Origin of the sequence: Paenibacillus sp. N3.4, from assembly GCF_008017805.1 — a bacterium.
Taxonomy (GTDB): Bacteria; Bacillota; Bacilli; order Paenibacillales; family NBRC-103111; genus Paenibacillus_E.
The window spans coordinates 1-13,535 of sequence record NZ_VRTT01000117.1; the positions used below are offsets into that span (position 1 = coordinate 1).

10 protein-coding genes and 1 pseudogene are annotated in these 13,535 nt (G+C 43.6%); 7 read left to right on the forward strand and 4 right to left on the reverse strand.

Features of this window, described 5'->3' with window-relative positions; genetic code table 11:
* Positions 1-628 (forward strand): Ig-like domain-containing protein (locus FU659_RS32490; RefSeq protein WP_187274547.1); only part of this gene is annotated, 628 nt, incomplete at its 5' end.
* 37 nt (positions 629-665) lie between these two features.
* On the opposite strand, the pseudogene FU659_RS37905 reads toward FU659_RS32490, so the two are convergent.
* Both FU659_RS37905 and FU659_RS32515 read right to left on the reverse strand, forming a co-directional pair.
* Positions 666-3,323: pseudogene (locus FU659_RS37905) on the reverse strand (Ig-like domain-containing protein); the annotation flags it as partial.
* Positions 3,272-4,633: a hypothetical protein gene (locus FU659_RS32515; protein ID WP_187274548.1), complete on the reverse strand. Its 1,362-nt coding sequence runs from the start codon at positions 4,631-4,633 to the stop codon at positions 3,272-3,274. The pseudogene FU659_RS37905 and the gene FU659_RS32515, both read right to left, overlap by 52 nt.
* A gap of 330 nt (positions 4,634-4,963) precedes the next feature.
* Here FU659_RS32515 and FU659_RS36635 point away from each other — a divergent pair, with 330 nt between their 5' ends.
* The gene (locus FU659_RS36635) at positions 4,964-5,146 is read left to right on the forward strand and encodes a hypothetical protein (RefSeq protein WP_222708702.1); all 183 of its coding nucleotides are present in this window, start codon (positions 4,964-4,966) and stop codon (positions 5,144-5,146) included.
* Between the two features lie 347 nt (positions 5,147-5,493).
* Here FU659_RS36635 and FU659_RS32520 read toward each other — a convergent pair whose 3' ends face one another.
* Positions 5,494-6,309 carry a helix-turn-helix domain-containing protein gene (locus tag FU659_RS32520; protein WP_147951347.1) on the reverse strand — a complete coding sequence of 272 codons (816 nt, stop codon included), beginning with the start codon at positions 6,307-6,309 and terminating at the stop codon, positions 5,494-5,496.
* A gap of 137 nt (positions 6,310-6,446) precedes the next feature.
* On the opposite strand from FU659_RS32520, the gene FU659_RS32525 reads away from it, so the two are divergent.
* On the forward strand, positions 6,447-6,896 hold the full coding sequence (locus tag FU659_RS32525) for an SRPBCC domain-containing protein (protein ID WP_147951348.1): 450 nt from the start codon (positions 6,447-6,449) through the stop codon (positions 6,894-6,896).
* A 198-nt stretch (positions 6,897-7,094) separates the two neighbouring features.
* Complete coding sequence (locus FU659_RS32530; RefSeq protein ID WP_147951349.1) at positions 7,095-8,288, forward strand: oxalate decarboxylase family bicupin; 1,194 nt, start codon at positions 7,095-7,097, stop codon at positions 8,286-8,288.
* A 550-nt stretch (positions 8,289-8,838) separates the two neighbouring features.
* Here the strand turns inward: FU659_RS32530 and FU659_RS32535 are convergent.
* A complete protein-coding gene (locus tag FU659_RS32535; protein WP_147951350.1) occupies positions 8,839-9,618 on the reverse strand; it encodes an exodeoxyribonuclease III in 780 nt (259 codons plus the stop codon).
* Between the two features lie 290 nt (positions 9,619-9,908).
* On the opposite strand from FU659_RS32535, the gene FU659_RS32540 reads away from it, so the two are divergent.
* The 3 genes from FU659_RS32540 (at position 9,909) to FU659_RS32550 (ending at position 13,343) form a co-directional block, all read left to right on the forward strand.
* On the forward strand, positions 9,909-10,859 hold the full coding sequence (locus FU659_RS32540; protein ID WP_147951351.1) for a tyrosine-type recombinase/integrase: 951 nt from the start codon (positions 9,909-9,911) through the stop codon (positions 10,857-10,859).
* 319 nt (positions 10,860-11,178) lie between these two features.
* Positions 11,179-11,757 (forward strand): HD-GYP domain-containing protein, encoded by a 579-nt coding sequence (locus tag FU659_RS32545; RefSeq protein ID WP_147951354.1) that lies wholly within the window; start codon positions 11,179-11,181, stop codon positions 11,755-11,757.
* Positions 11,754-13,343 carry a methyl-accepting chemotaxis protein gene (locus FU659_RS32550; RefSeq protein ID WP_147951352.1) on the forward strand — a complete coding sequence of 530 codons (1,590 nt, stop codon included), beginning with the start codon at positions 11,754-11,756 and terminating at the stop codon, positions 13,341-13,343. The genes FU659_RS32545 and FU659_RS32550 overlap by 4 nt, the downstream gene beginning before the upstream one ends.
* Positions 13,344-13,535: the final 192 nt, after the last annotated feature.

Here is a 13,535-nt window from a genome sequence, read left to right on the forward strand (position 1 = left end):
TCTGAAAGACGGGCAGGTAAAAGTCGTAGCGTCAGCTGCTGATGGTTCTGGTGTAACCGGAAGCGCGACAATCAATATCAGCGGCCAGGTTGTGCAGGTTGCTTCTATTGTTGTAACTGGAGCGAACGGAGCAACGGCGATTACAAGCAAGGGTGGACAACTGCTAATGTCTGCAGACGTGCTGCCTGCGAATGCAAGTAATAAAGCGGTAACTTGGTCCGTTGTAAATACAGACGGAACGCAAACTGATAAAGCGACAATAAGCACAGCAGGATTAGTAACAGCTCAGAAAGATGGGCAGGTAAAAGTCGTGGCGTCAGCTGCTGACGGTTCTGGTGTAACTGGAAGCGCAACAATCAATATCAGCGGCCAAAATGTGATTATTACAGTTCCGGTAACAAGCATTGCTGTAACTGGAGCGAACGGAGCAACGGCAATTACAGGCAAGGGTGGACAACTGCAAATGGTTGCAGCAGTAACGCCTGAGGATGCCAACTATAAGACGGTTACCTGGTCTGTCTATAACACAGATGGAACGCAAACCGATAAAGCGACAATAAGCACAGCAGGACTGCTGATCGCTGCAAAGGATGGACAAGTGAAAGTGGTTGCACCACCTGGCCGCTGATATTAATTGTCGCGCTTCCGGTTACACCAGAACCGTCAGCAGCTGACGCCACGACTTTTACCTGCCCATCTTTCAGAGCGGTTACTAATCCTGCTGTGCTTATTGTCGCTTTATCGGTTTGCGTTCCGTCTGTGTTATAGACAGACCAGCTCACCGTCTTATTATTCGCAATTGCAGGCAGCACATCGGCAGTCATTTGCAGTTGTCCGCCTTTGCTTGTAATCGCGTTTGCTCCGTTAGCTCCGGTTACAGCAATAGAAGTAACCTGTACAATCTGGCCGCTAACATCGATTGTTACGCTTCCGGTTACACCAGAACCGTCAGTAGCTGACGCCACGACTTTTACCTGCCCATCTTTCAGAGCGGTTACTAATCCTACTGTGCTTATTGTCGTTTTATCGGTCTGCGTTCCATCTGTGTTATAGACAGACCAGCTCACCGTTTTATTAAGGGCATTCGTTGGCAGCACCCCTGCAGACATTTGCAGTGATCCACCCTTGGTAGTGATCGTATTGGCTCCACCGGCTCCGGTTACAGTTATAGAAGCAACCGCTACAGGTTGGCCACTGATATCGATTGTCGCACTTCCGGTTACACCAGAACCGTCCGTCGCAGTCGCTACAACTTTCACCTTTCCATTTTTCACAGCGGTCAATAGTCCTCCGGCACTGATCGTTGCCATATCTGTTGCGGATCCATCCGTGTTTACGACAGACCATAAAACCGCTTTGTTATCTGCTGTTCCAGGCATTACCCCTGCAGACATCTGAAGCGTACCCTTATCGGTCGTGATCGCCGACGATCCTCCTGCTCCTGTGACGGAAATGGAAGTAACAGGGTTCCAGTACGGCACTACTGTATCGTTCAAAGTGAAATTTGAAAATTCAGCCGTTTTAACAGGGATTGCTGTATTAAGCTTTCTTGCAAAAATACCTACTTTAGGATTATTTAAGGTAACACCTGTGAAAGTAACTACTTTATTTTGATTCGCCGAATCGGTCGCCGGAGTCCAAGCGGTACCGTTACTGCTGTAATAACCATTATAAGTCGTGCCTATTTTTTCAATTTTCAAATATATGTCCCCGGGAGCTACAGGATCCGCGTCATTTTTATCGGATTGCGTTCCGCCTTTTACTTGCGAGAACCGGATCTGTTTGAGATTATCTTTACCGCTTGCTTGTGCTTGTCGTCCCAAGGAAATTAGATTACCATCGTCCTGATAAACGATTAATCCCGCCCATTCAAAGCCCTGTGTTGCATCAAAATTTAGTTTAGTGGAGATGGTGAAATCGCCTGTTGTTCCAGGATCAGTCAGTAAGAGACTTGGTTTAGTTCCTCCCCAACTTCCTTCTTGTGTAATTAATTTCATAACATTTGCATTATCGGTAGTCATCCAATTGCTTGGTGATTCTCTCACCCATGACCATCTAGTGGCTAATTTTACCGTTTGCCCGATAATATTGATCGTCTGCTTTCCAATGACACCGGACCCGTCCTTGGATGTCGCGATAACGTTCACAGTTCCGTCGCTCTGCGCTTTTAACAAGCCTGCAGCATCAATCGTCGCTTTGCCTGTTCCGTTCTCAACCGACCAAGTGATCGTTGGTTCTTCCGCATTAGCAGGCGCAACTGCAGCAGACATTTGCAGCGTGCCATTTTTGGTTGTGATCGAATTCGCACCACCTGCTCCTGTCACCGTAATCGTACTCACTTTTACGTTCTGACCGCTGATGGTGATAAGGGCTTCGCCTTTCACGCCAGTACCGTCTTTTGCTGTCGCAATGACTTTTACGACTCCGTCATTCGCTGCCTTTAACAATCCCGTGGCATCGATGGTCGCTTTATCCGTGTCCTTTCCATTCGTGGTCACGACGGACCAGGTGACGGTCGTTTGATCTGCATTTAGTGGCATAACCGCAGCAGACATTTGCAGCGTGCCGCGTCTATCCTTTATGGCTGTTGCATTACCGGCTCCAGTTACTGTAATGCTCGTTACGGCTACATTTGGCGCCTGAGCCACTGTAACTTGCGCCAATGCTTCATTAGTGCTTGCGCCTACTGTTCCCTTTACAGAGAAGCTGCCTACCGATGCATATTTAGAAGGGTCGATGGTTTCCCATGTTACAGGTACATTCTTGGTAGTTCCATCACCGAAAACCTGAGTTACGCCTGCTGGCAGTACAGGAGCCCTTCCTGTAATTGTCGCACTCGTAATTGGTGTTATGCTTGCAGGTGTTCTTGGCGTATATTCATTAAATGTCGCTCTCATGCTGCCTTTTTTCACAGTGTTGCCTATATTGTTCACAATATGCGTAATCTCACCGAAGCCGCTTAAGAAAACACTTGTCGCATTGTGAATCTTGACGTTAGGCGTATCTGGAATTTCGATAGCGCTTTCAAGGTTTACATTATCCGCATCCCTGAAGAAGGAGTAGATGCCAACTCCCCAAGCATCGTGCGATTTCACCGATTCCGCTACTTTATAGGAAGCAAAACCTTTTACAGTACCATTGCTGCTCATCCAGCTATCTTGATCCGGAACATCGTACGGAATTTCAGATTGATAGAAGTACATCCGACCTCTATCGCCGTTCCATAAAGTCTGATATTCATGAAAATGTTCAACGAACAAACCATAGATGGTTACATCATTCCGTTCACGACCAAACCGTTCGTTGTTGTGTTTAAGTTCCATTTCACATCAGTACCGTGATCAGCGCGCCATACCCAGAAGTGATCACCAATCACATTGTTGCTGTTAATTTTGATACTGGTATCTGCTCTTCCAACTACAGGTCCTCCGCCAACTCTAAAGAAAAGATCTTGAAGCAAGGTCGGATTTGCCGAGTGATCCTTTGAGCTTCCCGATGGCCCTACTTCCATTAATGCGGGTGAACTCTCTGATCCAGCATCGAAAAGAAGTCCTGCAATCGTTACTCCATCAACATCATCTACCGACAAAGCAACAACGCCATTGTGCGGCATGAGCGTAGCAAATCCAATACCGAGGACTACGGTATCGGGTCTTGTTACCCGAATGGTATCGTTAAGATGATAAATACCTGGAGTTAATAAGAGATTTTTCCCCGCTGCAAGCGCAGCATTGATGGTTGCAGCATCGGATTTATCCGGAGATGCTACATAGAATTGGTCAAGTGGTATTGATTTACCTTGGCTTGCTCCTCCTGACCATGACGTTCCTTTCGTATTTGATTGAAGACCAGGAACAAAAACTTGAAACGCCCCACTGCCATCTACGGTAAGGAATGGCTTCTCCCGATTGATAGGCGTTTGATTGACAATTGTGTTGGGTGTTGCAGGCCAAGTGTTAGCGGGTGAAGTACCGAAATTGTCCCCAAGGAAAACGTTGTTCCACTGTCCGCCTGACCAATCATTCATTACGCTATTTCTGGAGAACCATTGCTGTTGTCCTCCTGCTTCAACTCTGCCATCGACTTTGGAATCGGCCATGTAGCCACCGCTCGCCCATCCACCATCATGCAACTTAAGATCGCCTTTCACGTGCATACGTCTAAATGGAACTGCCTGTGCTACCGCCCATTTATTACTGACTGACGTAGGTTCTATTGTGAAATTTTCAGCAGACCGCCAAAAGTTTTTAGTCGCGTTCCCAACTGGCTGATTCCACCATAATGCATCAACCGTTACATCGCCCTTAATCGTGACGTCATCAGGACTTTGGCCCAAACCCGCTACATGCGTATAGAAGCCCACTCTAATGTCAGTTTGGTATGTACCCGGTTTAAAAAACAAGGCATAGCGATCATTGCCGAATTCGCTTGCTTCTTGTCGTTTGAATACTTCGGCCGTAATTCTTTGAATGTCTGATGCCGGCGTATTTTGGTCAAACACATATACATTGGGACCCAATGGACCCGTGGAAGGTTCCAGCCCATCTGCCGCGTTAGATACCGCTGGTGCCACTACGAATATACTCATCAAAATTGAAAATGTGAGCATAATGGACAAACTTCTTTTCAACATGTTTTCAGCCCTCCGGTAACTTTAATGTGTAAACAAAATCCTACAGTGCTGTAGTACCTCTCCATGTACCACCTCTTCCGTCGTTTATCGCTTCCCCCGTAAGCGTTTTCTATATCTATTTGTAATCTTCTTCTAGTAACATAGTTGGGGATGCTATTTAATTTAACAGCTTTTGAGCGAAATAGAAGTTGTAGTTTTTACCTTTCTAAAAATAAATTGACTACTTCCCTATTTTACCTATGGTTAATTAATCAATGTAAAAATATTTTTAGAATTGGTCAATTTCCTCGCTTGTAAAAGGGCGTTTTAACTCGAACCAACAGGCGAATTTTGTCGATCATTTCCATAACCCATCTTGTTTGGATCTTAGCGAAGTGGTGTGAAGAAAACTACGTGGACGATGAAGGCAGAACGAATCCTATGGATTTTAGCTTTGACGAATGGGAGAAAATGAAAGTTCCATCCTCGTGGAATTATCCATCTGGTACCGGGCAGCGCATTTTCGATAATTAGCGTGGAGTTACTGAACGGTAAGGCCATATCTGAAGAAGAAATTATTGATTTTCTTTGGGGTGCTGGCGTTGAACCCCTTCGTACATAGGGGCTCGAGAGGGGAAAGAAGCTGGAGCGATTGGATTAGTTATAGTGATAATTAGGTTGCGAAGGGAAGGGGGAAGAGCAAGAGTCTAGACCGCGTCAGACGAGGGTTAGAGGGCTGTAATAGGTTATCTTAGGGCAGAACTGAAGACGATAGCAAGGCGAAAAGTCAATTCCAAATAAGGGGAGTATTTGTGTCTTGTTACACCGAGCTTGTCAGCTAATTGTTGTTGGGCCATTTCACCGCAGCATCAGAATGCGCTTTAAGTTCGGCCTAATTCCTTGATATATTCTTCTGGCGACTTGCCTATCATCGCTTTAAATTTTTTGATGAAGTGGGCTTGATCATAGTAACCCAAATCCTGCGACAATTGCATCCAGTTCGGAATGCCGCCTTTTTCAATAAGCTCCGATGCCTCTTGAAGCCGATATCGCTGAATGACCCATTTGGGACTGACGCCAACGTAACGGCTGAACAGGCGTTGAAGGGTTCTTTTGTTGATGCTGAATTCGCGCACTATGTCTTCCACCTTGGTCATATTTCGATTCTCAATTGCGGTTTGTACAACCCGATTGATAAGTTCAACATTCTCATCTGGCTCCGGAAGGAGCTCCCGCAGAAAATTTTCCACAAGTTGGACCATCTGCTCTCCCTGTTCCTGAGCAAAGATTTGTTCCTCGATATCTTTGGCATTTACCTCAAAAACATCTTGTATGCCTAGAATTTGCCCGGTTAAGAGGGAAACAGGCTTTTTCCAAAAGGGATAAAAACCGCCGGGGCGGAATTTGACGCCCAGTACCACGCCCTCATCTTGGAGAAAACGAGTATACGTAGTTTTTGGGATTCCGTAGATCCCAGTAAAGACTCCGTTATGGTCTAGCTCGAACGACAAATTTACATTAGGATAAGACAAAATGACTTGACGGTAAGGAGCGAGTCCCCTTAAATCCCACTTTACTACCCAGTACTGCTCTATAAAAAGCGCCAAATCTTGAGAAGGCTCATAGCGCTTAAGCGAAAACTTTTGCTTTCCTGCCTCTGCTTTCAGGATACCCTTGTCGGATTGCTTTACGTTCATGAACCTTCCTCCACTCCCAGATGAGCCGATTCTGTCGCGTTTTTACAATACTACCCTTATTGTTTACTTTATAATTGAGATTAACAGGTCGAAGTTGTTTACGCAATTGAATCACATTACTGAACGGAGGACAATTCATGGATCTCAAGTACGAGCTTTATATCGATGCAAAACCCGAGGACGTTTGGAAAATATTCACAACGCCTGAAGGGACGAAAGCCATTTTTTTCGGCAGTATTCTTAAAACGACATTTGAAATCGGTGCGCCTTATGAATATATAGGGCCTGGCAACGATGGAGAAGAGACAGTTCATGTGTACGGTAATGTTCTGGCATACGAAGTGAATAAACTTATGAGCTACACGGAGCACCCTGGGTCGTCCTATCGTGAGAACCATGCGGAACTGGAAACAAGGATTACACTCACTTTAGAAACGGTGGGCAATTGTACAAAGCTCACGCTGATTAACGATCAGTGGCCTGAGAATCATCCCTCTTACGAGAGCACAAAAGTGAGTTGGCCTATGATATTAAGTAATGTCAAAACCTATGCGGAATCGGGCAAGACATTAGATTTTGGCTGGTAAAGAGCAATTACAAACAAAGGAAGATTTTTCCGTGTGAAACGCGAGACGGAGGGCTGTTGCAGTTTGCCAAAAGGCAGGCTGTAATAGCCCTTATTTATGATTAGCAGTCATAGAAACGAAATCAGCATCATAAAATAAATACTTGAATGAGGACAAAGAATTTTCCTTGAAACAATCCATTCGAGAGGAGTATGTCTCATGGAGAACCGACTTAGGAATCTGGCTGGGAGTGAGGATGTACCGCAGCCCATAAGGCAGGATGGCGCCGGAGCAACAGATTTTGGTCCTCGGGATGTCATGCGGGATAGGGAGAATCCCAACATGTTCGTTCCACCTGTGACGGACGCAGGTTTGATTCCTAATTTAAAATTTTCATTCTCTGACGCTCACATGCAGTTAAATCAAGGCGGTTGGTCAAGGGAGGTGACAGTTAGAGAACTGCCGATTGCGACTACGCTTGCGGGCGTTAATATGCGCTTGACGCCGGGGGGCGTGCGTGAGCTCCATTGGCATCAGCAAGCAGAGTGGGCTTATATGCTTCTAGGTAGAGCACGTATTACCGCTGTCGACCAAGAAGGGCGCAATTTCATTGCTGATGTGGGTCAGGGCGATCTATGGTACTTTCCAGCAGGTCTGCCACATTCCATTCAGGGACTCGAAGAAGGATGTGAATTTCTGCTCGTTTTTGATGACGGTCACTTTTCTGACCTGAATACGTTATCCATTTCCGATTGGTTTGCTCACACGCCCAAAAGCGTGCTTTCAGCCAATTTTGGCGTACCCGAGAGTGCCTTTGCCAGCATTCCCACAGATCAGGTTTATATTTTTCAGGACAATATTCCCGGTTCGCTGGAAAGTCAGAGGATTCAATCCCCTTATGGTACGATTCCCCAAAACTTCAAGCATCAACTCATGGCGCAAACACCTCTAAAAACGCCTGGTGGAAGTGTGCGAATCGTGGACTCTTCCAACTTTCCAATCTCTAAAACGATCGCGGCGGCACTCGTTGAAATTGAACCCGGCGCTATGAGAGAGCTTCACTGGCATCCGAATAACGATGAATGGCAATATTACCTGAGTGGACAGGGACGAATGACGGTATTTGCCGGAAATGGCGCAGCCCGTACATTTGATTACAGAGCCGGGGATGTTGGTTATGTTCCATTTGCCCTTGGACACTATATTCAAAATACGGGAAACGAAACCTTGTGGTTTTTGGAGATGTTCAAGAGTGATAGATTCGTGGATGTATCCTTAAACCAATGGATGGCGCTTACCCCTCGTGATTTAGTTCGCGACAATTTGAATGTCGGACCGGAGTTGCTGGATGCGCTGCGCAAAGAGAAATGGCCAGTTGTTAAATATACAAGTAAACACTTAAGTCTATTCTGATTACTCAAATAGTTGATTCGAATGCCACCTTAATTTGCTGGCATACTCCGATAGATCGGTTGCGACATGCTGCCAAGAAGTATCAGTGACTTCATTGTGTAGGGTGCTTGGAGGTACATGGTGATATAATATGTCCACCCAGTGATCGGTCACATCTTTCATCTTACTTAATTTTGAAAGAGTGTCGTCAGATAAGAGAAGGAGTTCAGGGTCATCTGCTAAATAAAAGGTATCTATAGGCCCAAGGCAAGGATGTAGCCCTTATTCGTATGATACAGATGATATGAAATGATCGAAAGACATACCGTAATAATGAGTAGAACCGCGGACAGACTTAACAACCATAGATTCATTTTTTTTATTTTATTTACCCCCTAACGAACGAATCGCAGTGCTTGGAAATAAAGGATATTCGACATGAGCTGGCTATCTAAGGCACTATCGCCAACCAGCCAATCATAGATAATGTTATAGAAAGTACGGTTACATAAATTCACAGAAAGAAGGCCGAGATCCTCGTAGGGATATCAGCCTTTTTTCTTTCCGATAACTATCCTTCTGATTGCTCAATCGCAGAGAAATCAAGGTTTAAAATAACTGGGCAATGGTCGCTTCCCAATATGTCGCAATCGATTTGTGCGTCAACGATGGAAGAACCGAGTCTGGAAGAAGCTAAGAAATAGTCAATTCTCCACCCTACATTACGTGCTCTTACCCCCGGCATATTCGACCACCATGTATAGGCATCTGATCGATCTGGATAAACATATCGGAAAGTGTCGACAAATCCTGCTTCCAGTAGTTGAGTCATCTTGCCGCGTTCTTCTAAGGTAAAACCTGAATTGTTTTGATTTCCCTTGGCATTCTTCAAGTCAATCTCATGGTGAGCGACGTTTAGATCGCCACAAACGACAACCGGTTTTATGGCATCTAACTGTTGGAGGTAGCTTCTAAATCGATCTTCCCATTGGAGCCTGTAGGGCAATCTCGACAAATCCCTTTTGGCATTTGGGGTGTATACAGTCACGAGGTAGAAGGCTTCAAACTCCAATGTGATGATTCGACCCTCTGGTTCTTCGTCTTCTTCTATGCCATACCTAACAGATAGGGGCTTGATTCTCGTAAAAACGGCCGTACCCGAGTATCCTTTCTTAACCGCGTAGTTCCAATATTGCGTATAATCCTCACCGTGATCCAAGCTGATTTGTCCTTCTTGCAGTTTCGTTTCCTGAACGCAAAATATATCGGCTTTTGTTTTTTCGAAGTAATCGTTAAATCCTTTGTTTACGCATGCTCGCAAACCGTTCACATTCCAAGATACCATCTTCATAAACATGTTCCCCTAACTATGACTATTGTTTCATTTTATTCAGTGTATCATAGGTTGCAGCCGATTCGTCATATATACGAAGTGAAGCTAGGAAGATAGAGCTAAAAAAGCCCGTCCTCTGACGAGGAGCGGACGATCTACAAGTGGATAGTTATTCATTCGTAAAAGATGGTAAAATAATATCACAAAGTTTGGAAATTATTATTCTTATATAGTTACCTTCAAGCTTCATAAACATAGGGTTCGCACAATAATAGTTGTTCGAATGATCCAAGGAGGAAAAACTGCTCATGGCAACACAATCTCGTCTAGTTCAAGTCTCCATTCTTGCAGATAGTAATCAAAGGTATTCTGACGAACAAATTATTAATATGTTTTTTGCCACTTGTCAATGGTCCAAATACACGGTCAGGAACTATCAAAGCGCGATAAACAAATTTCGCAATTTTATAGGGGATAAATCCTTAACAGAAGTAACATGGAGGGAAATTGAAGTCTACAAAATCGGGTTAATTGAAGGGCTTTTTTCAGAGCAAGATAGACCGAAAGCGCCTGCAACCATTGCTATTCATTTAGCGCCGCTTCGCTCTCTCTATAAATGGGGAAGTGATCCCAATATTAATATTTTTAAAAATAACCCTACGACGCTCATACAAACGCCAAAAATAACAATAAATAGTAAAAATAACTATCTAACGAAAAGAGAAGTGACTTGTTTGCTCGAACAGTTGAAGCGCCAGGGACCTAGGGAGTATTTAATTGGTGCAACGCTTGTTTTGCTCGGGTTACGCGTTTCGGAACTCATTTCTATTGAAAGAAGGAATTTTCACACTGATCCTGCGGAAGCTTCGATGTGGCTTACTGTTAAAGGCAAAGGGGGGAAAGAACGAGAGGTAAAGATTCCGCAAACATTGTGGAGTTTATATAATGAATACTTTGTTTATCTTTCTGAAAAATCTACATTTTCAAACCAAAAAGTGTTCCCTATGTCTGTTAGACTCGTGGAAAAAATCATTAAAAGAGCTCGTGAGCATAGCAATATAGGGAAAAAAGTCACACCACACTGGCTCAGACATACCAATGCTACTTTAGCCCTACTTCGCGGCGCTACGTTACAGCAAGTTCAAGAGTCTCTAGGACATACGCATATTAATACAACGCAACGTTATCTTCATACTGTGCAACAACTATCTAAAGCAGCTCCGGATTTCGTGGAGGACTGTTTGAGAGATAGCTTCTAGTAAATTTTTCCTAGGACTCTTGAATTATTTACTAGCATTTACTATAATACAAATAATACATATATTGTAGAATTAAAGAGAATAAAGTAAAAATACCATGAATTTTGTCGAACAACTATTATTGTGCGAACTCTATGTTTCGGAAATCAATGAAGGAGCAATTTAAGCCTGTACATCGGTGAGTTTCTTCTGCTTTACTCCTTGAAATTTAATAATTATATTACTTCACTAATTGTATAGTTGAAAACCATTGCTATTCAAGTTCATATAGGACTAAAAGAGGTGGGTTATCGTAGAAAACAAGTTGTTTTTAGATAAAATGCGTCTGTTAAAGGAGAAGGATCTCCAGACATACCAGCATAGTTTAAGGGTGGGAGAACTCTGTAAGAGAATGGCTGTTTATCTTCACTTGAATGAAAAACAAACACGTCAATTGGTTCAGGGAAGTTGCCTACATGATATAGGAAAAGTTGGGATTCCTGATGAAATTTTGAATAAAAGCTCTGCGCTTACTGCACAGGAATGGGAAGTTATGCGACAGCACCCTTATATAGGAACCAAGATTTTGCTGGAACATGGGGATATAGAAACAGAAATTATTGAAATTATTCATTATCATCACGAACGTTGGAATGGTGAAGGATATCCTTGTGGGTTGAAAGAGAATAAAATTCCTGTTTTTGCCAGGATTTGCGCGATAATTGACACGTTCGACTGTATGGTTTCTGACCGCCCTTATCGGAAAGGCTTATCTTTTGCCGAAGCGGAACAAGAACTTTTAATTCATAGCGGCACGCAGTTTGACTCTTATTATGTAGATGCATTTCTAAATTTATTTCATACCATAGGGGTGAATACCCTGTCACGTAAAATACGCCAAGAAGGTGATACGTTATGAAATGGTTTTATAATTTGAAAACATCGATAAAATTAATTGCTTCTTTCTCTGTTATTTCAATCCTATTAGCTTTTGTTGGCATATATGGCTTATCGAATATGAGTAAAGTGAATGACAGTTTAGCTAATATGTATAACAATAATCTATTACCGGCAAATATGCTCTCCGAAGTGCAGATCTTATATCAAAGAATGCGAATTAACCTTCGTGATATCAATGATGCAACGAGCAGTGGGGAGAGGTCAGACCTTTCAGATAAAGGAAAAGTGTTCAGAAAAGATATTGAAACACGGATCGAAAGTTATAGGAAGACATCTATAGAACCGGAAGAACTAGAAATCTTCAAAAAGTTCGATCCTGCGTGGCAAGAATATCAAAATGCGGCAGACATTGGCATGCAGTTTATCTTTGCAGGTAAGGAAAGTGAATACAAAGCCTCTTTGAAAACGGGAGATCTGAAAAAGAGAGGTGACGATTTAAATAATATTTTGCAGCAATTAATCGATTTTAATATTAAAAGTGCAGAAATGGCAAATAAGGATGGGAATACACTCTATCAGTCATCTCGTGTTCTGACCATATCGATCATTGTCATTGCGGTTCTTATCAGCATCTCTTTTGGTTATATCATCGCGCAGGTCATTGCGCGTCCGTTGAAACGTATGGTCGAGTTGGTCGCTAAAGTGGCGGAAGGAGATTTGACCCAAATTGCACATACGGATACGAAGGATGAAGTTGGTCTTTTAGGGAATTCCATTGATACCATGGTCATAAATTTACGTAAAACGATTGGGAGTGTTATCGCCTCTGCGGAAAGTGTATCTGCAGCTGCCCAACAAATATCGGCTACAACAGAAGAAATAGCGAATGGTAGTACCAATCAAGCGAATGCTGCACAAACGATAAATGAACTTTTTAAAGAATTAACAATGGCGATTAGTTCAGTGGCCACAAGCGCGGAACATGCTTCTGCACTAGCGAATTCAACGATGCAAACGGCTCAGGATGGAAGTCTTGTTGTTCACTCCTCTATAGAGGGGATGGGTCAGGTTAACATACAGATGTCACGGCTAGAAGAGGATTCGGACAAAATTGGAGATATCATTGAGGTAATCGACGATATCGCAGATCAAACAAACCTTCTTGCATTAAATGCAGCTATTGAAGCGGCAAGAGCAGGTGAGCAGGGGCGAGGTTTTGCTGTAGTTGCGGATGAAGTACGCAAGCTTGCGGAAAGAAGCAGCGAAGCGACTAAGCAAATTACGGCAATTATTAAGGGTATGCAGAAAAATACGCAGCAAAGTATTAAATCTGTGGGCGAAGGAGCCGCCTCCTCGCAGCAATCAGGTCTTGCATTCAAGAATATTGTGGATATGGTAAATGAAACGGCCAGTAAAGCAGCAGAAATTGCTGCTGCCTGTGAGCAGCAAGCTGCCCAAACGACGGAAGTGATGATATCCATCCAGAGTATTGCGGCTACTTCAGAAGAAGCGGCAGCCAGCAGTCAAGAAACGGCAGCGACTGCCCAAATGCTCGCGCAATTAGCAGAAGAATTAAATAACAACGTCTCTGTTTTTAAATTGTAAGAACGTGGTCTGAAAAGCATTACGCTCTCAAAGTAAAAAGTCAAGGGTTGTGGTAGGTCGGGTTAGTCCGATTCTGTCGCAGCCCTTTTTTGATGAACAGCTTTCGCAAACTCGTGACTTCAGTCGTGAGTTAGAAAATTTCGGATAGGGCGTGGCTTTTGCCACGTCAACGATCCGACACATATCTAGGAA